At 68.1% G+C, this 19545-nt stretch carries 16 protein-coding genes and 1 other RNA gene; 4 read left to right on the top strand and 13 right to left on the bottom strand.

The window, feature by feature from the left end:
- Positions 1-63: 63 nt before the first annotated feature.
- A complete protein-coding gene (gene rnhA / locus BM133_RS04855) occupies positions 64-513 on the bottom strand; it encodes a ribonuclease HI (protein WP_093432012.1) in 450 nt (149 codons plus the stop codon).
- A gap of 42 nt (positions 514-555) precedes the next feature.
- Positions 556-1329 (bottom strand): class I SAM-dependent methyltransferase, encoded by a 774-nt coding sequence (locus tag BM133_RS04850; protein WP_256219055.1) that lies wholly within the window; start codon positions 1327-1329, stop codon positions 556-558.
- Here BM133_RS04850 and gloB point away from each other — a divergent pair.
- Together gloB and BM133_RS04840 are read left to right on the top strand one after the other, a co-directional pair.
- Complete coding sequence (gene gloB, locus BM133_RS04845) at positions 1328-2107, top strand: hydroxyacylglutathione hydrolase (protein WP_093432008.1); 780 nt, start codon at positions 1328-1330, stop codon at positions 2105-2107. The two genes, BM133_RS04850 and gloB, sit on opposite strands and share 2 nt — an antisense overlap.
- Positions 2104-3723 (top strand): transglycosylase SLT domain-containing protein, encoded by a 1620-nt coding sequence (locus BM133_RS04840; RefSeq protein ID WP_093432007.1) that lies wholly within the window; start codon positions 2104-2106, stop codon positions 3721-3723. Before gloB ends, BM133_RS04840 begins: the two co-directional genes overlap by 4 nt.
- A 16-nt stretch (positions 3724-3739) precedes the next feature.
- Here the strand turns inward: BM133_RS04840 and BM133_RS04835 are convergent, their stop codons facing one another.
- The 8 genes from BM133_RS04835 to dnaX all read right to left on the bottom strand — a co-directional run bounded on the left by BM133_RS04835 (position 3740) and on the right by dnaX (position 11469).
- Entirely contained in the window at positions 3740-4927 is a 1188-nt protein-coding gene (locus tag BM133_RS04835) for a low temperature requirement protein A (protein WP_093432005.1), read from the bottom strand.
- 39 nt (positions 4928-4966) lie between these two features.
- Positions 4967-5800, bottom strand: a complete 834-nt coding sequence (locus BM133_RS04830) for an ABC transporter permease (protein ID WP_093432004.1) — start codon at positions 5798-5800, stop codon at positions 4967-4969.
- A complete protein-coding gene (locus tag BM133_RS04825; RefSeq protein WP_093435050.1) occupies positions 5797-6612 on the bottom strand; it encodes an ABC transporter ATP-binding protein in 816 nt (271 codons plus the stop codon). Before BM133_RS04825 ends, BM133_RS04830 begins: the two co-directional genes overlap by 4 nt.
- Positions 6613-6794: 182 nt before the next feature.
- Complete coding sequence (locus BM133_RS04820) at positions 6795-7829, bottom strand: ABC transporter substrate-binding protein (protein ID WP_093432002.1); 1035 nt, start codon at positions 7827-7829, stop codon at positions 6795-6797.
- 159 nt (positions 7830-7988) lie between these two features.
- Complete coding sequence (locus BM133_RS04815) at positions 7989-8381, bottom strand: MAPEG family protein (RefSeq protein ID WP_093432001.1); 393 nt, start codon at positions 8379-8381, stop codon at positions 7989-7991.
- 51 nt (positions 8382-8432) lie between these two features.
- Entirely contained in the window at positions 8433-9023 is a 591-nt protein-coding gene (gene recR, locus BM133_RS04810) for a recombination mediator RecR (RefSeq protein ID WP_093431999.1), read from the bottom strand.
- Positions 9024-9030: 7 nt separating this feature from the next.
- Positions 9031-9363, bottom strand: coding sequence for a YbaB/EbfC family nucleoid-associated protein (locus BM133_RS04805; protein ID WP_007836669.1), 333 nt, complete (start codon positions 9361-9363; stop codon positions 9031-9033).
- Positions 9364-9591: 228 nt separating this feature from the next.
- A complete protein-coding gene (gene dnaX, locus BM133_RS04800; RefSeq protein WP_093431998.1) occupies positions 9592-11469 on the bottom strand; it encodes a DNA polymerase III subunit gamma/tau in 1878 nt (625 codons plus the stop codon).
- A gap of 113 nt (positions 11470-11582) precedes the next feature.
- Between dnaX and ffs the strand changes: the two genes are divergently transcribed.
- Positions 11583-11679: signal recognition particle sRNA small type (ffs, locus tag BM133_RS04795), an RNA gene on the top strand.
- Between the two features lie 84 nt (positions 11680-11763).
- Here ffs and BM133_RS04790 read toward each other — a convergent pair.
- From BM133_RS04790 to BM133_RS04780, 3 genes are read right to left on the bottom strand one after another with little or no spacing between them, the layout of a single operon-like run.
- Positions 11764-13002, bottom strand: a complete 1239-nt coding sequence (locus BM133_RS04790) for a TIGR03862 family flavoprotein (RefSeq protein WP_093431996.1) — start codon at positions 13000-13002, stop codon at positions 11764-11766.
- Complete coding sequence (locus BM133_RS04785) at positions 12999-16259, bottom strand: UvrD-helicase domain-containing protein (protein WP_093431995.1); 3261 nt, start codon at positions 16257-16259, stop codon at positions 12999-13001. The genes BM133_RS04790 and BM133_RS04785 overlap by 4 nt, the downstream gene beginning before the upstream one ends.
- Positions 16256-18901, bottom strand: coding sequence for a PD-(D/E)XK nuclease family protein (locus tag BM133_RS04780; protein ID WP_093431993.1), 2646 nt, complete (start codon positions 18899-18901; stop codon positions 16256-16258). The genes BM133_RS04785 and BM133_RS04780 overlap by 4 nt, the downstream gene beginning before the upstream one ends.
- A 157-nt stretch (positions 18902-19058) precedes the next feature.
- Here BM133_RS04780 and trxA point away from each other — a divergent pair, with 157 nt between their 5' ends.
- Complete coding sequence (gene trxA, locus BM133_RS04775) at positions 19059-19391, top strand: thioredoxin TrxA (protein ID WP_093431992.1); 333 nt, start codon at positions 19059-19061, stop codon at positions 19389-19391.
- Positions 19392-19545: the final 154 nt, after the last annotated feature.

Below are 19545 nucleotides of genomic sequence, written 5' to 3'. Positions count from 1 at the left end.
GCTTCGCTGCGTTGGGGCACTCTAGCAAGCGCCCGCCCCGGCAGCGTCGGGGCTGACCCTAGGTCAGATTCGCCCCAGCGCCTTGTCCACGCCCTTGTTGGCCAGCATGTCGGCCCGCTCGTTCCCCGGGTCGCCCGAGTGGCCCTTGACCCAGCGCCATTCGATCGTGTGGCCCCCCTCGGCCACCAGCTTGTCCAGCCGCTGCCAGAGCTCGACGTTCTTCACCGGCTGCTTGCTGGCGGTCATCCAGCCCTTGGCCTTCCAGCCGCGGATCCACTCGGTGATGCCCATGCGCACGTACTGGCTGTCCAGGTAGAGCAGCACCTTGCAGGGGCGCTTGAGCGCGGCCAGGCCCTCGATGACGGCGGTCAGTTCCATGCGGTTGTTGGTGGTGGCCAGTTCACCGCCGAACAGTTCCTTTTCGGTGGCGCCCGACTTGAGCCACGCGCCCCAGCCCCCGGGTCCGGGATTGCCCTTGCATGCACCATCGGTGTAGATCACGACTTCGTTCAAGCTCTCTTTTCCTTTTTTCTCTGTTCGATTCAATCCGCTCGGTCAATCCGTCCGGTCCGGCCGGTGCCGGTGCACCTTGCCCGCGATCGACACCGGCGCCGTGGCCCGCGCCGCGGCGCGCCGCCAGTCAGCGCTCAGGAGGCGCATGCCGCGCACCCGCTTGACCGCCACCAGGAAATACGCCGCGCCGAAGATCGGCCACCAGCGCTCGCCGGCCTTGTCCATCCAGCGGCAGCGTTCCAGCCATGCCTCGCTGCGCACCGCAGGCCGGTAGACGCCGAAGCGCCCCGACTCCACCTCGAAGCTCAAGAGCCGCAGCCAGTCGCGCATGCGCCAGTAGCCGATGAACTCGCCGCCTTCGGGCAGGTAGAGATCGCCGACCCCCAGCTTGCGGTACAGGTGCGCGCGCCGCTGGCGCATGCCCCAGAGGCTGGCCGGGTTCAGGCCGCAGATCACCACGCGGCCCTCGGGCACCAGCACCCGCTCGACCTCGCGCAGGGTGGCGTGCGGGTCGGGGCTGAGTTCCAGCGCATGCGGCATCACCACCAGATCGAGGCTGTTGGCCGCGAACGGCAGCGCCGTGAAGTCGGTCAGCAGCGTCGCCTTGGCGGGCCGCATCGGGTCGCTCAGGGCCAGCCAGCGGTGCGGCATGCGGTTGGTGCGCAGGCCCTCCACTTCGGCCGCGCCCAGCTGCAGCGCGTGGTAGCCGAATACATCGGCCACCGCCTGATCGAACTGGGCCTGCTCCCACGCGAGGAGGTAGCGTCCCGGGGGGGTCGCGAACCAATCCTGCAAACCTATAATTTGACCGCTCATGACCCTCGTTCCGCTGCCCGCCTTCGCCGACAACTACATCTGGATGCTGCACGACGGGTCCAGCGCCATCGTCGTGGACCCGGGCGACGCTCAACCGGTGTTCGATGCGCTGGCGCACCACAAGCTGCAACTGGCCGCGATTCTAGTCACGCACCACCACGCCGATCACACGGGCGGCGTGGCCGCGCTGCACGCCGCCACGGGCGCACCGGTGCACGGTCCCGCCCGCGAACGCATCCCCGAGCCCTTCACGCCGTACGTGCAAGGCGACGTCGCCGAAACGCTCGGCCTGCGCTTCCAGGTCATCGACGTGCCGGGCCACACGGCCGGGCACATCGCCTACTTTCTTCCGGCCGCAGAAGGCCGCGCGCCGCTGCTCTTTTGCGGCGACACGCTCTTCTCCGGCGGATGCGGCCGTCTCTTCGAGGGCACGCCCGCACAGATGCTGGCCTCGCTCGACGCGCTGGCCGCGCTGCCCGGCGACACACGCGTCTGCTGTGCGCACGAATACACACTTGCTAACCTGCGTTTCGCCCGCGCGGTGGAACCGGGCAACGCCGATCTGACTCAGTACAACGCGCACTGCGAAAGCCTGCGCGCACAAGGGCAGCCCACGCTGCCCGCCCAACTGGCGACCGAACGCCTGATCAACCCCTTTCTTCGCAGCCGCGAAGCCACTGTCCTTCGAGCGGTGCGTGACCACGCCGAGCTTTCCGCCGACGCGGCCGAAGCCGATGTGTTTGCCGCGCTGCGCCAATGGAAAAACGACTTCCGATGAAATTTCTCGCTGCCACCTGCCTTGCAGGTTCTCTGGTGCTCGCAGGCTGCGCGGCACCGACCGACAACTCCTCATCCTCCTCCCCCACTTCTCCCAAGGCCGGCACCACCGCCGGCGGCACCGGCACCAGGGCCGCCGGCAGCGCGGCCCCCGTCTATCCGCGCGACGCCCTCTCGCCCCTGTCCAGCAGCGAGGCCCAATCGCAGAGCGTGGTCACGCTGGCCCCGCCGGCCGACATGTGGGACCGCATCCGCCGCGGCTTCAAGATGCCCAACCTGGAGAGCGACCTGGTGCGCGACCGCGAGCAGTGGTATGCCAGCCGGCCCGACTACATCCAGCGCATGACCGAGCGCTCGAACAAGTACATGTTCTACATCGTGGAGGAGCTCGAGCGGCGCAACATGCCGACCGAGCTCGCGCTGCTGCCGTACATCGAGAGCGCCTTCAACCCGCAGGCCGTCTCCAGCGCGCGCGCCGCGGGCATGTGGCAGTTCATGCCGGCCACCGGCACCGACTTCGACCTGAAGCAGAACATCTTTCGCGACGACCGCCGCGACGTGGTGGCCTCCACCCGCGCCGCCCTGGACTACCTGCAAAAGCTCTACGGCATGTTCGGCGACTGGCAGCTCGCGCTGGCCGCCTACAACTGGGGCGAAGGCAGCGTGGGCCGCGCCATCGCCAAGAACCAGCGCGCGGGCCTGCCCACCACCTACAGCGACCTCAACATGCCGGCCGAAACGCGCCTGTACGTGCCCAAGCTGCAGGCGGTGAAGAACATCGTGGCCAATCCACAAGCCTTCAACGCCGAGCTGCCGCTGATCGCCAACCACCCGTACTTCCAGACCGTCACGCTCACGCGCGACCTGGACGTGGAGCTGGCGGCCAAGCTGGCCGACGTGCGCATCGAAGACTTCCGCGCGCTCAACCCTGCCGCGCACAAGCCGGTGCTGATCGCCGCAGGCACGCCGCAGATCCTGCTGCCCTGGGACAACGCGGCCGTGTTCCAGCGCAACTTCGACGCCTATGCGCAAGGCCAGTACGCCAGCTGGACCGCCTGGGTCGTGCCCAACACCATGACGGTGGCCGATGCCGCCCAGCGCTCGGGCATGAGCGAGAGCGACCTGCGCGCGCTGAACAACGTGCCGCCGCGCATGCTCATCAAGGCCGGCTCGACGCTCATCGTGCCGCGCGGCGCGCGCGTCAAGGAAGACGTCGCGGCGGTGGTGGCCGATGGCGGCCACCTGAGCTTCCAGCCCGAGATCGTCAATCGCCGCACCACCGTCAAGGCCGGGCGCAACGACAGCGTGACGAGCATCGCGCGCCGCTACAGGCTCGCCCCCTCCAACGTGGCCGAATGGAACGACGTGAAGCCCAACCACGCGTTCAAGCGCGGCTTCAGCGTGGTGGTGTACCTGCCGGTTCGCGCGGCGCCTGCGGCCCGTGTCGGCGCGGGCGTGGCGGTGGCGCGCGGCCATGCGGCGACGGCGCCCGCCAAGCGCGGCGGCGCCCCGGCCCAGGCCAGCACGGCCCGGGGCAAGAACGTCGTCAAGGTGCCCGCGGGCAAGCAGGTCGTGCGCGAGAAGCGCGGCGGCACGCCCGCCAAAAAGAAGCGCTGACGCCGGCGGCGCTTGCTCAGTGCGCCGCCTGGGCGGCCCACGCCCGGCGCCGCACCACGGCTTCGAGCGCGGCCACGGCAATCATCACCACCGTGGTCAGCGTGCCCACCACCAGCACCGTCAGGTGCGACGCGAACACCCCCAGCACCGCGAGCCCGGCCAGCCCGAAGAGGTGCGACTGCGGCAGGAAGCCGCGCACCACCCGCTTGAACAGCGCATTGCCGAAGAGGTAGATGGCCGGCCCGCCCAAGAGCGGCCCGAGGTACTTGAGCTCGGCGTGGTGCGAGCCTTCCCCGATCACCAGTTCGTCCGCGACGGCGCACACGATGATGCCGGCCACCAGGATCACGTGCGTGTAGTGGAAGTTGGCGCCCATGCGGCCGGCGTCATTCGCATGCTCGATCGTGTGCGTGGCTTCCTTGGCACTGGTGTCGAAGTACATCCACCACATGGCCAGGCTGCCCGCAAAGCCCACGAGCAGCGCATACACGTCCACCGGGTGCCACTCGGCGTGATGGCCGAACGCGATGCCGCTGGCCAGGATGGATTCGCCCAGCGCCACGATCACGAAGAGCTGGCAGCGCTCGGCGACATGACCGCCGTCGATCGTCCACTCGGCTGTGCTCGAGCGGCCGAGTCCCGGAAAGGCCAGGCCGATCATCGGCGCGACGTATTCGCACAGCACGCCGATGAACCAGAACCCGATGCGCCACGGTCCCTCGGAGAGGCCGCCCGCGATCCAGAACACCGCCGCCACGCAGTTCCACGCCAGGAGGCGCCGGAAGTTGGGCGCCAGCGGGCTCTTGCTGCCGACCGCGATCAGCATGCACAAGGTGCGCCCCACCTGGATGGCCGCAAAGCACGATGCGAACACCAGCCCTCGCTCGGCAAACGCGCCGGGCAGCGCCGACGCCATCACCATGGCCAGCAGCATCACCCCGAACAGCATGCCCCGGATGCGCAGCGACCCCGGGTTGAACCAGTTGGTGGCCCAGGCGGTGTACTGCCAGCCGAGCCAGACGGCGAACCACATCACCAGCGTCTGCAGCGCGCCAAGGAGGCTCAGGTGGTCCAGCAGATAGTGCGACAGCTGCGTGACCGAGAACGCATAGACCAGGTCGAAGAACAGTTCCTCGTTCGAGACCCTGGCAGCCTCGTTGCGCGATCGCAAAGTCGTTGGCAGTCCGTTTTTCTTGCTCAACATGACTCTCTCTCCCTTTCAGTTTTCGAAATTCAAAGATAGCTAGAGTTTTTCGGTTTCCCCGCTGCGCGGCTGCCATTTCATGAGGCGCTTCTCGATCAGGCCGACCAGCCCGTCCAGCAGCAGCGCAAAGGCCGTGAGCACGACGATACCGGCAAAGACGGTGTTGACGTCGAACGTGCCTTCGGCCTGCAGGATCAGGTACCCCACGCCGCGCGCCGAGCCCAGGTACTCCCCCACCACCGCCCCGACGAAGGCCAGCCCCACCGACGTATGCAGGCTGGAGAATACCCAGCTCGTGGCGCTGGGCAGGTACACGGTACGCAGCAGCTGCCGCTGGTTGGCACCCAGCATCTTCGCGTTGGCCAGCACCACCGGGCTCACCTCGCGCACGCCCTGGTAGACGTTGAAGAACACGATGAAGAACACCAGCGTGACCGCCAGCGCCACCTTGCTCCAGATGCCCAGGCCAAACCACAGCGCGAAGATGGGCGCAAGGATCACGCGCGGCATCGAGTTGGCGGCCTTGATGTACGGATCGAGGATCAGGCTCGCCGTCGGCGCGAGCGCCAGCCAGAGCCCGCATGCCAGGCCCACCGCGGTACCGATGCCGAAGGCTAGCACCGTCTCCAGCAGCGTGGTGCCCAGGTGCAGGTAGATGTCGGCGTTGCCCTTGAGCCCCTCGGGGAACAGCAGGTTCGGCGGCACCTCGAAGGGCAGGAACCAGCTCCAGATGCGCCCGGCCACCTGGATCGGTTCGCCGACGAAGAAGGCGAACTGCTGGTTGCGCGACGCCAGGTGCCAGCCCACCAGGATGATCACCAGCAGCACCAGCTGCCAGAAGCGCGCGTTGCGCTCATTGAGGCGGGGCATCATGCCGCCTTCCTCAGCTGCTGCGCGTAGCCCTTGAGCACCTCGTCGCGCAGCACCTCCCAGATCTGGGTGTGCAGCTCGACGAAGCGTGGCTGCGTGCGCACCTCGGCCACGTCGCGCGGGCGCGCCAGGTCGATGGCGAATTCGCCGATGGGGTGCGTGGCCGGCCCGGCCGACAGCACCACCACGCGGTCGCTCATCGCAATGGCTTCATCCAGGTCGTGCGTGATGAAGAGCACCGCCTTCTTCTTCGCGCTCCAGATGTCGAGCACTTCGTTTTCCATCAGCTGCCGCGTCTGGATGTCGAGCGCGCTGAAGGGCTCGTCCATGAGGATGATGTCGGGGTCCAGCACCAGCGTCTGGGCCAGCGCCACGCGCTTGCGCATGCCGCCGGACAGCTGGTGCGGATAGCGGTCGCCGAAACCCGAAAGCCCCACGCGCGAGAGCCAGGCCTCGGCCTGCTCGCGCGCATCCGCATCGGAGACGCCGCGGTATTGCAGGCCCACCATCACGTTGGCGACGGCGCTGCGCCAGGGCATCAGCGCCTCGGTCTGGAACATGTAGCCCGCGCGCGCGTTGACGCCCGCGAGCGTCTCCCCGAAAACCTTGACCGTGCCCGACGACGGCTCCAGCAGCCCGGCGCCCACGTTCAACAGCGTCGACTTGCCGCATCCCGTGGGCCCGACCACCGAGACGAACTCCCCGGCCTTGATGCGCAGCGTGGTGTCGGCGACGGCGGTGTAGCGCTGGCCCGGGTCGTCCTTCGAATGGAAGGTGCAGCTGATGGAGAGAAGTTCGAGTGCGTAGTCGGACATATCGGTTGCGGCCAGCATACGCAACGAAACCCATTCGGGAAACACCGCCGAACCGGCTTCGCCGGGCCGCAGGTGTTGCCCCCGGCAGGGGGTTGGCGAAGCGACACGAAGTGCGCGAAGCCTGGGGGCGAGCTTTGGACTATAAAAAACCCGGCCGAAGCCGGGTCGCGGGACGCTCGGAGTCAGGCTTTGAACCTGTCTTTCGCTCGCCTTGCAAAATCGTTGGTGTAGGTCTTGGTGAGGTCGATCTTGTCGGCCTTCACGCTGGTGTCGAAGCTCGCGATGGCGGTGAGCGCCGTCTTGGGACCGTCGACCGGCACCAGCCCGTCGGTGGCAATGGATTCGCGCACCTTGTCGAAAGACGCCAGGTACAGCGCGCGGTCGCCAAGGAGGTAGGTCTCGGGCACCGTCTTGATGATGTCGCCGGGCCCTGCCGTCTGCAGCCACTTGAGCCCGTGCACGATGGCATTGGCCAGCGCCTGGCAGGTGTTGGGGTTCTTCTGGATGAACTCGCTCGACGCGTAGAGACAGGCCGCCGGCATGGTGCCGCCGAACACCTGCAGCGTGCCCTTGAGCGTGCGGGTGTCGCTGATGATCTTCACGTCGCCCTTCTGCTCGAGCATCGTCATCACCGGGTCGGTGTTGCTGATGGCGTCGATCTGGCCCGAGCGCAGCGCGGTGAGCGCGCCGGCCGCGACGCCCACGCCGATGTAGCTCACGTCGCTCGCCTTCAGGCCGCCGCGCGAGAGCACGAGGTTGGCCACCATGTTGGTCGACGAGCCCGGTGCGGAAACGCCGATCTTCTTGCCCTTGAGATCCTGGATGCCGGTGTAGCCCGCCATGTTCTTGGTCGACACGCCCACCGCGATCTGCGGCGCACGGCCCTGCAGCACGAAGGCCTGGAAGAACTGGTTCTTGGCCTGCAGGTTGATGGTGTGTTCGTAGGCGCCGGAGCAGACATCGGCCGAGCCGCCCACCACGGCCTGCAGCGCACGCGCACCGCCGGCGAAATCGGAAATCTCCACGTCGAGGCCTTCGGCCTTGAAGTAGCCGAGTTGTTCGGAGATCGTGAGAGGCAGGTAGTAGAACGCGGCCTTGCCGCCGACCGCGATGGAGATCTTGGTTTTCTCCAGCTTGGCTTGCGCAAAAACCCGCGGCAGCGCAATCGCTGCGGCGGCGACTGCGGAGGCGGAAATGAGGGTTCTGCGATGAAGCATGAAGCGGTCCTGCGGGCTCTTTGATTCTTGTAAAGTGAATCGAGCTTAGGGGTGCGCGCCCGTTGCCTGCATCGGGGTCATCCCGTGCGGGTTTCCACGTAAGCATGAAGGCCTCCCCGAGGGCCTGCACGGCGCCTTTGCCGAACGGCCTGCGGCGGTCTATTTCGCGAGGAAAAGAATCGCGATGTTGACGAGGAACGCGAGCGCCCAGACCGCGCTGCGCACACCGCCCAGACCCTTGATGTAGATCGCAAGGTAGATCGCGCGCAGCACGACATAGGCCACCGCCAGCATGTCCAGCCGCGCCTGGTTGGCGCCCAGCTGGTGCGCAATGATCACCGCGCCGATGAAGAAAGGCAGCCCTTCGAAGGTGTTGGCCTGCGCGCTGTTGGCGCGTGCGCGCCAGCCGTTTTGCCTGGCAGCCCAGTCGCGCGGATGCACGTTGTCGCGCGGGCCGAAGTTGCCGGCCTTCGCGATCCATGCCGCAAGGTACGGCAGGCCGCAGGCGATGAACACGCACCAGTAGGCGATGGTGAGGAGGGAAAGGGTCATGGCGGGTTGGTTGCGCGCTAGCTTGGGCGATCGCCTGGGCTGTCGCTCGGGCTATCGACGGTCGACCAGCGCGTGCGCGATGGTGCCGAGGTCCACGTACTCGAGCTCGCTGCCGGCCGGCACGCCGCGCGCGAGACGCGTGACGGTGAGGCCGCGCTGCCTGAGTGCTTCGCCGATCACGTGCGCTGTGGCTTCGCCCTCCGCAGTGAAGTTGGTGGCCAGGATGACTTCGCTCACCGTACCGTCCAGCGCACGGTCGAACAGCTTCTGCAAGCCGATGTCCTTGGGCCCGATGCCGTCGAGCGGACTGAGCTTGCCCATCAGCACGAAGTAGTAGCCGCGAAACGCACCAGTGCGCTCCAGCGCAGCCTGGTCGGCGGGCGTCTCGACCACGCAGAGCTTGGTCCCATCGCGGCGCGAGTCCATGCACACGCTGCAGATCGGTGCTTCGGTGAAGGTGTTGCAGAGTTCGCAGTGCCGCACATTGCCCGCCGCCTGCTGCAATGCGCGCGACAGCAACTGGGCGCCGTCGCGGTCGTGCTGCAGCAGGTGAAATGCCATGCGCGAGGCCGACTTCACGCCGACGCCGGGCAAGCGGCGCAGCGCATCGACCAATGCGTCGAGCGAACTGGCGTCGGCCATCAATCGCTCAGAACGGCAGCTTCATGCCGGGTGGGAGCCCTGGCATGCCTGCAGTGAGCTTGCCCATCTTCTGCTCGCTGGTTTCCTCGGCCTTGCGCACGGCCGCATTGAAGGCCGCGGCCACGAGGTCTTCGAGCATGTCCTTGTCGTCGGCCAGGAGGCTCGGGTCGATGGTGATGCGCTTCACGTCGTGCTTGCAGGTCATGACGACCTTCACGAGGCCGGCACCCGATTCGCCTTCGACCTCGATATGGGCCAGTTCTTCCTGGGCCTTCTTGAGGTTGTCCTGCATTGCCTGCGCCTGCTTCATGAGGCCGGCCAGTTGTCCTTTGTTGAACATCGTTGGTCCTGTATGTGTGGTGAAGAAAATGGATGAAGGATAAGAGACGCGGCTGCCCTGCCCGGCTCAGAGGCTGAGAGGCAATTCGGCGTGACCGAGCAGCCGCCGCAAATGGCCCCAATCAAGGCGCAAAGCGCAGCCATAGCTTGGGCTATGGCGAGCATTTGCAACGCGGAGTGGGGCCATTTGCGGGGGATGAGCGGTCATGTCGGATTGCCTCTCGGCCTCTCAGGCCGGCCGCAGCGTTCCGGGGACGATCTTCGCATCGAAGTCGCGCATCAGCATCTGGACCTCGGGGTCGCCGTGGATGGCCTCCTCGGCCACGCGCTGGCGCGCCTCGGCCGCGTGCCGGTTGCGGCGCGCGGGGCTGTCGACCACGCCGCCGATCTCGATCGCGAGCTTGATGTCGTGGCCGAGCGCGTTGAGCGCCGCGGTCAGCTTCTCGCGGCTGGACGGCTGGTTGAGCGTTTCGCGCTCGATGCGCAGGATCCACTGGTCGGTGTCGCGTCCCACCAACTGCGACTGCAGCGCGAGTTCGCGCGAGAGGGCGGTGATGCTTTCGGCCGCGACCAGTTGGGTGACCGTGGCGTACCAGAAGTCGCCGTCTTCGCTGGGCGGGATCGGTGCAACCGGGCCGCGCTGCTCTTCGGTGCGCGGCGCATCGCGCTGTCCGGGAGGCGGCTGCACGCGGATCGGCATGCCCACGACCTTGGCGGGGGCGTCCGTGGGAGAAGGCCTGTGGTCCGAGGGACGCAGGGACTCGTCGACCACCGCCAGACGATGACCCGCGGGGGCCGATGCCGGTGCATTCGATGCTGCAGCGGGTGCCGGAACGGGCGGCGTGGGAGCCGTCGGAGGCGCCGTTTCGGCCACGGGCCTGACCACGGGGGCCGGGGCCGGCACAGGCGCAGCGACGGGGGCCTGGGCCCTTTGCGCTGCGCCCTGCGCTTCATTCAGAGTTTTTTTTTCCGGGGTAGCCGTGGAGGCAGCCGCGCTGGAAGGCTTGAAGGCCAGCAGCCGCAGCAGCACCATGGTCAGCGCCGCGTACTCGTCGGGCGCCAGGCCCAGTTCGCCGCGGCCGTGCAGGCAGAGGCTGTAGAGCAGTTGCGTTTCGTCGGCCGGCATCAGCGATGCGAGGCGCGCGGTGTCGGCGGCGTCCGGGTCGGTGGCCGAATCGGCGGACTCCGCCCGCGAGGGCACCGCCTGCAGCACGGCCATGGCCTGCAGCACCGAGGTCATTTCCTCGAGCGTCGAAGCGGCGGACATGCCATCGCGACGCAGCGCCTCGGAGGTATCGACCACCGTCTTGCCGTCGCCCTGCGCGAGTGCCTCGATCAGCTTGAACACATGGCCGCGGTCCACGCTGCCGAGCATCTGGCGCACGCCGGTTTCGACGAGCTCGCCGTTGCCGAAGGCGATGGCCTGGTCGGTGAGCGAGAGTGCATCGCGCATCGAACCGCGCGCCGCCCGCGCCAGGAGGCGCAGCGCCTGCGGCTCGGCTGGCACCTGCTCGGTCTGCAGCACGCCTGTCAGGTGTTCGAGGATCGTCTCGGGCGCCATCGGCCGCAGGTTGAACTGCAGGCAGCGCGAGAGCACCGTGACCGGCACCTTCTGCGGATCGGTCGTGGCCAGCACGAACTTGAGGTACTCGGGCGGCTCTTCGAGCGTCTTCAACATCGCGTTGAACGCGGTGTTGGTGAGCATGTGCACTTCGTCGATCATGAAGACCTTGAAGCGCCCCTGCACCGGCTTGTAGACGGCTTGCTCGAGCAGCGACTGCACTTCGTCGACGCCGCGGTTCGAGGCCGCATCGAGCTCGGTGTAGTCGACGAAGCGGCCCGAATCGATGTCGCGGCACGCCTGGCAGACGCCGCACGGCGTGGCGGTGATGCCGCCCTGCCCGTCCGGCCCCTGGCAATTGAGCGACTTGGCCAGGATGCGCGAGACCGTGGTCTTGCCCACGCCCCGCGTACCGGTGAAAAGATAGGCGTGATGCAGGCGCTGCGTGGTCAGTGCGTTCTCGAGCGCCTGCACCACATGCCCCTGGCCGACCATCTCACCGAAGGTTTTCGGACGGAACTTGCGAGCGAGCACGAGATAAGACATTGCGGGCATTCTAAAAGGCGCGGAGAGGCGACTTCACGCTTGTTTCCCCACCGCCCCGGAAATCATTCACGCCCCGGCGAAGGGGGCAAATCCTCGCGGTTAGAATCCAGGCTGACGGGCCTCCCTGCATGGTGAAGTGGCCAACCGGGTCAGGTGGGGAACCAAGCAGCCCTAACTGCGTAGTCAGTGCCAGGGGTAAGGCTCGTCAACCTCTTCAGCCGCTCGTTTCACTCCATGCAAAGTGAAACGCAGCTTGCAAAATCTCTCAGCGAAAAACCCTCGGGCGCGAGGTCTTCACAGGCCCAGCCTCTGGATTGCGCCGCGCGCGGCGGCCGCACCGCTGGCCATCGACGCGGTCAGCAGGTAGCCGCCGGTCGGCGCCTCCCAGTCGAGCATCTCCCCCGCTGCGAACACGCCCGGCAGTGCGCTCGCCATGAGCCGTTCGTCGAGCGCATCGAAACGCACGCCGCCCGCAGTGCTGATGGCCTCGTCGATGGGTCGTGTCGCGACCAGTTTCAACGGCACCGCCTTGATCGTCGCTGCCAGTTGCACCGGGTCCTGCATCGCCTCGCGGCTCAGCGCCTCGTGCAGCACGCCGGCCTTGATGCCTTCGATCCCGAGCCGGCTCTTGAGGTGACTGCTGAGCGAGCGGGCACCGCGCGGATGCTTGACCGCCGCCAGCACCTGTTCCGCACTGCGGTCGGGCAACAGGTCCAGCAACAGCGTGGCACTGCCATGCGCGGCGATCTCGTCGCGCAGCAAGGCCGACGCTGCATAGATCAGGCTGCCCTCGATGCCCGTGGCCGTCGCAACGAACTCACCCTTGCGCGTGAAGCTGCGCCCTTGGCTGTCGGTGAACGAAATCGCCACCGATTTGAACGGCTGTCCCGCAAAGCGGCCGGAGAAATGCTCGCTCCACCCTGCCCCGTCGAAGCCGCAGTTGGCAGGCAGCAGCGGCGCGACTTCGATGCCGCGCCCTTGCAGCCACGGCGCCCACGCGCCGTCGGACCCCAGCCGCGCCCAGCTCGCACCGCCCAGCGCCAGCACCACCGCATCCGCCTTCACCGAGGTCTCGCCGGTCGGCGTGGCGAACCGCAGCGCGCCCGCATCGAACGATGCATCGCCCCGCCAGCGATGACGCATATGAAACTGCACCCCTGCCGAGCGCAGCCGATGCAGCCACGCGCGCAGCAGCGGCGCAGCCTTCATGTCCGTTGGAAATACGCGCCCCGAGGTGCCCACGAAAGTCTCGATGCCCAGGCCCGTCGCCCATTCGCGCACCTGCTGCGGCCCGAACTGCGCCAGCATCGGCTCGAGCTGCGCACGGCGCTCGCCGAACCGGCTCATGAAGACATCGAAGGGCTCCGAATGCGTGAGGTTCAGCCCGCCGCGGCCGGCCAGCAGGAACTTGCGGCCCACCGAGGGCATGGCGTCGTAGACGTGCACTTGCGCGCCGGACGCGCCGAGGACTTCAGCCGCCATCAGGCCGGCAGGTCCGCCGCCGATCACGGCGACGGTTGGGGAAAGGGTCATTCGAGATTTACCAGTTCGCCCTGCCCGGTGAGGAACGCGACGCGGACCGTGGCACCGGGATAGGCATGTTGCACGGCCGCGCGGTAGCGCTGCATCTGTGCGATCAACGTCGCGTCCCGTTCGGGGCGCGCTGCGGATTTGTAGTCGAGGATCCACCAGGCGCCACCGTCGCGCTCTCGCACCAGCCGGTCGATGCGCAAGGTCTCGCCTTCGTGGACCAGCGTGACTTCGTTGCCATGCCAGTCGACCCTGCGATCGTCCCACACCCAGGCGCCCGCCCCGGCACGGATGCGTTCGGCCAGCGTTGCGGCACCGCGCGCCTGCTGCGGATCGAGCATGAATTCGCGGGCCGCGGCGCGCACATGGGCCGAGGGCAACGCCTCGCCCGGCACCGCCCATTCGAGCAGCCGGTGCATGGCCTGGCCGAAGGCGGCGGCACGCGCATCGACCGTGGCATCGGCGGCCTTCTTGGCGGAAGGCTGATCGATGGCGGCAGGTGCTGCAGGCATCTGCTTCATCGAAAAACTGGCCACGCCGGTTTCGGTGGTCAGCGCCACCAGCGGCTCGTCGGCCTCGGTCGGCTCGCACGCCGATTCCAGCCGGGCCCACCAGCTGCCCTCATTGGCACGCGCCGGCTTCACCGACGACAGCACCAGCCGCTCGCGCGCCCGCGTGGTCGCGACGTAGAGGCCATTGAGTTCTTCGCGATGACGCGCGCGCTGCTCTTCTTCCAGCAGCGCGGCCGCGCAGGCTGGCGGCGTCTTCTCGCTCGCGAGGAACACGAAGCGCGTCGGCGCGCTGTCGCTGCCCTTCCACTCGACCAGCACGCCCATGGTTTGCGCGCGCGGCGGTGCGGCATCGCAGTCGAGCATCAGCACGGTGTCGGCTTCCAGCCCCTTGGCGCCGTGCACGGTCAGCAGTTGCACCGCATCGGGCGCGGCCACCGACGGCGCGCGCACGCCGCCGGCACGCAGCGCGCGCACCAACGCATAGGGCGTGGCGAAGCGCGCACCTTCGATCTCGAGCGACGCCGACATCAGTCCCCGCAGGTTGGCCAGCGCGCTCTGGCGCATCGCGGCGGGCACGGCAGCGCCGAACTTCGCGAGTACGTCGCCATCGTGAAAGATGGCGTCGATGGCATCGTGCGGCGGCAGCGTCACGAGCCAGCGCTGCCATTTCTTGAGGCTCGCGCCCGCCTCGACCAACACCGGCGGAAGGCCCTCGCCTTTCTGGATCAGCGCGAACCAGCTCGACGACGGGTGCTCCCGCTGCCGCAGCGCCAGTTGCACCAGCACCTCGTCGCCGATGCTGAAGAGCGGGGACTTCAGCGCCCGCGCCAGCGAAAGATCGTGCGCGGGCGACACCAGCGCGTCGATCAGCGCGACCATGTCCTGCACCTCGGGCGCATCGTGCAGCTCGTTCTTCTCGGGCTGTTGCACGGGAATGTGGCGCTGGCGCAGTGCGTCTTGCATCGCGGAGAGGCGGTTGCGCCGGCGCGCCAGCACCATGATCTGCCGGGGCGGTATGCCATCGGCGATGCGCTGCGCCACCCAGCGCGCGGCCTGCTCGCATTCCTTCTGCAGCAGTTGCTCTTCGGGCAGCACGCGCGGCGTGGCGAGGCTGTCGCGCCAGTGCAGCATGCCGTCGTCGGCCGGCGCAGCCTCGGCCGTGTCGCCGAGCGCATCGCGGTCGATGGCCGGCAGCTTGAGCAATTCGCCTTCGTCGCCTCGCTCGGTGGTGTGGGCGCGGTAGCCGTCGAACTCGCCCGCGTCCTGCGCGGCCAGCATGGCCTGGTTGACCAGCCCGACCACGGCGCGCGCGTTGCGGTGCGTGTGGTCGCAGTTGAGCAGTTCGCCATCGAGCCCTTCGCGCACGAACTTCTGCGCGGCGATGAACACCTGCGGCTCGGCGCGGCGGAAGCGGTAGATGCTCTGCTTGGGGTCGCCCACGATGAACACGCGCGGCGCGCTGCCGCCCGCGCCGGTGTAGGCGCTGAGCCAGCCGTAGAGCGCCTGCCACTGCAGCGGGTTGGTGTCCTGGAACTCGTCGATCAGGAGGTGCGCGATGCGCGCGTCGAGCCGCTCCTGCACCCAACCCGACAACGCGGACTGGCCGAGCAGCAGCTGCGCGGCCTGCTCGACGTCGTTCATGTCGACCCAGCCGTGGGCGCGCTTGACGTCGGCGAAGGCGGCGATCAAAAGGCGCGTGAGCCGCGTCATGCGCTGCTGGTAGAGCCATGCGGCGTGCTGGGCCTGCGCGGCGCACAGCACCTGGAGCTCGGCCTCGGCCTCCTGCGCGGCGGGGAATTTCTGCAGGTTCTTGGTGAGACGGTCTTCGCTCGCGACGAAGAAGTTCTTTCTCAGGTGCGCGAGCGCCGCCGATAGCGATTCGGCCGGCGGCTCGCCGACGCCGAACACGTCGATGATGGCCTCGGCGGTCTTCTGCGGCGTCTTGTTGCTTTCCTTGCCGAGCGCCGCGGCGCGATCGAGCCACCGGCGGCGGACCGGTTCGCCGCGCAGCGCATCGGTCGGCTGGTCCAGACCTTCGAGCGACGGGTAGAGCGCACTGAAATGCTGGACGGCGTTTTCCGCATCGGCCAGCGAGAACTCGACGCGCTTGGTCAGCGCCTCGCCCAGCGCCTTGGCCGTCTGCGAGCGGCCGTGCGTCGCGACGACGGCGTAGTAGTCGGCCAGTGCGTGCCTGTCGGCCGTGACCGCTTCGAAGAATGGCCGCCAGGTGTGGCCGCGTGCCTCGGCATCGTCTTCGAGCAGTTCGTAGTTGGACGGCAGGCCCAGCTCGCGCAGCACCGCGAGCGGCGCGTTGCGCAGCAGGCCCGCGAACCAGGCGTGGAAGGTGCGGAACTGCACCGGGCGGCCGCCTTCGAGCAGGCGCCTGTAGAGGCCCTTCAGTCGTGGCACGGCAGCGAGCGCAGCAGCAGGTTCGACACCGCGCATCACGAGCTGCTTCACCAGATCCTCGGGGCTCTGCTCCGCGAATTGCTCGAGCCATTGGTCTAGGCGCTCGCGCATCTCGCCGGCCGCCTTCTTGGTGAAAGTGATCGCGAGAATCTCGTGCGGCTCGCAGGCGGAGTCGCCCTCTTCGAGCAACGCGCGAACGATGCGCGACACCAGCATCCAGGTCTTGCCCGCGCCCGCGCAGGCTTCGACGGCCACCGACCGACGCGGATCGCAGGCGACGGTGTAGAAGGCCTCGCGCGTGACGTGCCGGCCGTTGTGTTCGTAGGCTGCGCCGTTCATTTCGTATCGCCTCCGACCGCCGGGCCGCCCCAAGGGGGAGGCGCCTCCCCCTCGGGGGGTGGCGAAGCACGCGCAGTGGCAAGCCGGGGAGCTTCATCGCCCCAGAAGTCCTTGCGGCACAGGCCGCGGGCCGCGCAGTAGTCGCAGACGGCGCCCTCGCCCAGCGGCGGCAGTGCCGCGCCCTCGGCGATGCGCGTGAAGTCGCTCATGATGCCGGCCACCAGCGCATCCCTCGCCTCGACCACGGCGGGCTGCTCGACGGTCTGCGTGCCGGAGGACTTTTCGCCCACGTTGACGTAGGCCGCGCGCAAGGTGTCGTCGGCCACCAGGGCTGCGTAGAAGGCGAGCTGCGTGTCCTCGGTCGGGTCTTTCACGCGCTCCTTGGTGACGCTGGCGGACTCGGTCTTGTAGTCGATCACGAAGGCCTGGCCATCGGAGGTGCGATCGATCCGGTCGAGGCGGCCGACCAGGCGCAGGCCACCCAGCGGCTGCTCTTTCCAGGGTTCGGATTCGACGAACACCGCGCCGCTCGCCTCGTGTCCCGCGAGCCATTCGAGATAGCCGTCGCGCACCGCGGGCCATGCCGCGGCAAAAGGCAGGAACTCGGCGTCGGAGAGGCCGTACTCGCGCGTGGCGCGCTGCGCGGCTTCTTCGATGCTTGCCACGCGCTCCTGCGCATCCTGCGTCGGCGTTTCGATCAGCGCCTCGTGGAAATGGCCGAGCACGGCGTGCAGCCAGTTGCCGAAGTCGCGCTTGTCGATCTCCACGTCGAGCTCGTCGGCGCTGCGCAGCCCCAGCTGCCGCAGCGCGAAGAAGCGATAGGGGCAGCGACGCAGGTCTTCGTAGACGCTGGTCGAGATGTTTTCCAGCGGGAGCAGCGCGCCCGAAGGCGTCGGGTAGGCGGTCGACTGCACGGCCACGTCGCGCGCAGGACGCGGATCGACCGCGGGTTGCAGCACATGGTCGAGTTGCAATGCCTGCACCAGCGGGCTCGGTCGGACCGGCTCGCCGCTGGCATCGGACTGGCGCCAGACCAGCTCGCACCAGGGGTTGTGCAAGGCCGCGGCCCAGGCCGAACGCTGCGCGGCTTCGAGGGTCTCGCGCAAAGGCAGGCCCAGCTCGAGGCGCTGTGCAGCGCTCCAGTTGCCGGGCGGCTCGGGCGATGCGGGCAGGCGGCGGTCGTCGCAGCCGGGGATGACCACGGTGCCGAACGCGCGGCCCAGCAATTGATAGAGCGGCAGCACGATCACCCGGGGCGCCTGATCGCCGGTGGGCGGCACGAAGCTCGCGTCTTCGAGCACGTCGCGCACCCAGGCGGTGAATTCGGCGAGGGTGTGCCGGCCGCCGGGGAACTCGTCGGCATCGCCGTGCGAGTCGGCATCGAGCCACAGCGCGGCGATGACCTTGCCGCCGGCCATGTCGTCGGCCAGTGGCGTCCATTGCCCGCTGCCTTCGAGCAGCTCGCGTAGCGCGCGCAGCCATTCGGCCACGGGCCGGGACTTCATCATCGACGCGCGGCGTGCCTCGATGGCCTCGGTGTAGGGCAGCAATGCGATGTCCTGGGGCTTCTCGCTGCGGGCCGCGAGGCCGCACCAGGCGGACCAGTCGCGCAGGCCTTCGCGCCGCAGGCGCACTTCGAGCGCCTGCACGGCCAGCGCATCGCCATCGGCGCCGCTCTTGAGCCATTCAAGCACCTGGTCGCTGGCGGCATCGTGGGCGCAGGCGCGCAGCGCGCTCATCAACGCGGCGGCGGCGCGCGTGGTCGAGAGCTTCCAGCCGGTTTCGTCGTGGGTGACGATGCCCTGCGCCTTGAGCTGGGCGCTGATGCGGCGCGTGAGCGCGCGGTCGGTGGCGATCAGCGCGACCGGCGCGCGGCCTTCGGCGAGGTGGCGCAGCACGCAGGCGGCGGCGAGCTCGGCCTCGTCCTCGGGGTCCGCGGCGACATGGGAAGCCGCGGGGTCCACGGGCGTGTTCTCGGGCACCAGCGAGAGATGCAGCGCGTGGTCGCCCCACAGGGTGCACAGCGTCTGGGTGAGCGGATCGGTCTGGAAGCCTTCGAGCACGATCAACGCATCGACCTGGTTGCGCGTGCTTTCTCGCAGCAGCACGTCCGTTGCGTAGCCCGAGGTCGCGGCCCAGGCGACGGCGATGCGGATCAGCGCGCTCTCGATGCGAAACCACTCCGACTCGCTGCCCGCCTCGGCCACCTGCGCGGCACGCTGGGCCCATTCGCCGACGCGCGCATCCGGCAGCGACGCCGAGGCGAGCGGCGCGAGCTGGTAGGCCAGTTCGACGACGCGGCCCGCCAAGGCGAAGCGCTCGTTGTTGAATCCCGCCTGCGACAGCAGCGCCTGGGCCGTGATGAGGTCGCGTGCCATGTCGAACGCGATGTCGTAGCCCGTCGGCAGGAAACCGCCCGCGCTGCGCGCCCAGTTGTGCGTGGTCTCGAAGCGCGGCACGAAGCCCGCGCTGCCGCAACGCGCCCACATGCCGCGCGCCACGCCCATCAATTGCGCATACGGCACCAGCACCACGGTGCGCGCCGCGTGCAACTCGCGCTCGGCGAGCGCGCGGACGATCCGCGTGACGACGCCGTCTGCGGGGTCACACCACAAGGCGTGGACGGGGTGGCCTTCGTTCATGTTCTATCGAGGGGTTCGAGGGGGCGTGGGCGCGATCTGCAAGGGGTTTGGCTATCGCCGCCATAGCGTCTGCGCATGGCACGTCACCCCTTGGTTTCTGTCACAATGACCTGCACTTTAGCTGCACCGAAACTCTCTGCGCACAAGGACACATCACATGGCCAGCGAACTCATCAAACACATCTCCGATTCCTCTTTCGAAGCCGACGTGCTCAAGTCCAGCCAGCCGGTGCTGGTCGACTACTGGGCCGAATGGTGCGGCCCCTGCAAGATGATCGCCCCCATCCTTGACGAAGTGTCGGCCGCCTACGAAGGCAAGCTGCAGATCGCCAAGCTGAACGTCGACGAGAACCGCGACATCCCCGCCAAGTTCGGCATCCGCGGCATCCCCACGCTCATGCTGTTCAAGGACGGCCAGCTGGCCGCCACCAAGGTCGGCGCCATGAGCAAGGCGCAACTCACGGCCTTCATCGACCAGCAACTCGCCTGAAGGCATTTCACCCGGCCAATGCGCAATGCATTGGCCGGCGCGTTTTTCCTGTCATAATCTCCCACAGATCACCGGCCCTTTCAGGCAACCGGTTCGAGTTCCCCGGTTAGTGCAGCAGTTCTCGCTACACATTCAACCTCCCCCCGTTTTCCGT

Origin of the sequence: Variovorax sp. 770b2, assembly GCF_900115685.1 — a bacterium.
Taxonomy (GTDB): Bacteria; Pseudomonadota; Gammaproteobacteria; order Burkholderiales; family Burkholderiaceae_C; genus Variovorax.
This window is presented reverse-complemented; position numbering and strand designations above follow the sequence as displayed.

Bases quoted from the DNA above. Each gene is read 5' to 3' on its own strand.
- gloB (WP_093432008.1), top strand. From the start codon at position 1,328: ATGACCCTCGTTCCGCTGCCCGCCTTCGCCGACAACTACATCTGGATG.
- BM133_RS04850 (WP_256219055.1), bottom strand. From the start codon at position 1,329: ATGAGCGGTCAAATTATAGGTTTGCAGGATTGGTTCGCGACCCCCCCG.
- BM133_RS04840 (WP_093432007.1), top strand. From the start codon at position 2,104: ATGAAATTTCTCGCTGCCACCTGCCTTGCAGGTTCTCTGGTGCTCGCA.
- BM133_RS04835 (WP_093432005.1), bottom strand. From the start codon at position 4,927: ATGTTGAGCAAGAAAAACGGACTGCCAACGACTTTGCGATCGCGCAAC.
- BM133_RS04830 (WP_093432004.1), bottom strand. From the start codon at position 5,800: ATGATGCCCCGCCTCAATGAGCGCAACGCGCGCTTCTGGCAGCTGGTG.
- BM133_RS04825 (WP_093435050.1), bottom strand. From the start codon at position 6,612: ATGTCCGACTACGCACTCGAACTTCTCTCCATCAGCTGCACCTTCCAT.
- BM133_RS04820 (WP_093432002.1), bottom strand. From the start codon at position 7,829: ATGCTTCATCGCAGAACCCTCATTTCCGCCTCCGCAGTCGCCGCCGCA.
- BM133_RS04815 (WP_093432001.1), bottom strand. From the start codon at position 8,381: ATGACCCTTTCCCTCCTCACCATCGCCTACTGGTGCGTGTTCATCGCC.
- recR (WP_093431999.1), bottom strand. From the start codon at position 9,023: ATGGCCGACGCCAGTTCGCTCGACGCATTGGTCGATGCGCTGCGCCGC.
- BM133_RS04805 (WP_007836669.1), bottom strand. From the start codon at position 9,363: ATGTTCAACAAAGGACAACTGGCCGGCCTCATGAAGCAGGCGCAGGCA.
- dnaX (WP_093431998.1), bottom strand. From the start codon at position 11,469: ATGTCTTATCTCGTGCTCGCTCGCAAGTTCCGTCCGAAAACCTTCGGT.
- BM133_RS04790 (WP_093431996.1), bottom strand. From the start codon at position 13,002: ATGACCCTTTCCCCAACCGTCGCCGTGATCGGCGGCGGACCTGCCGGC.
- BM133_RS04785 (WP_093431995.1), bottom strand. From the start codon at position 16,259: ATGAACGGCGCAGCCTACGAACACAACGGCCGGCACGTCACGCGCGAG.
- BM133_RS04780 (WP_093431993.1), bottom strand. From the start codon at position 18,901: ATGAACGAAGGCCACCCCGTCCACGCCTTGTGGTGTGACCCCGCAGAC.
- trxA (WP_093431992.1), top strand. From the start codon at position 19,059: ATGGCCAGCGAACTCATCAAACACATCTCCGATTCCTCTTTCGAAGCC.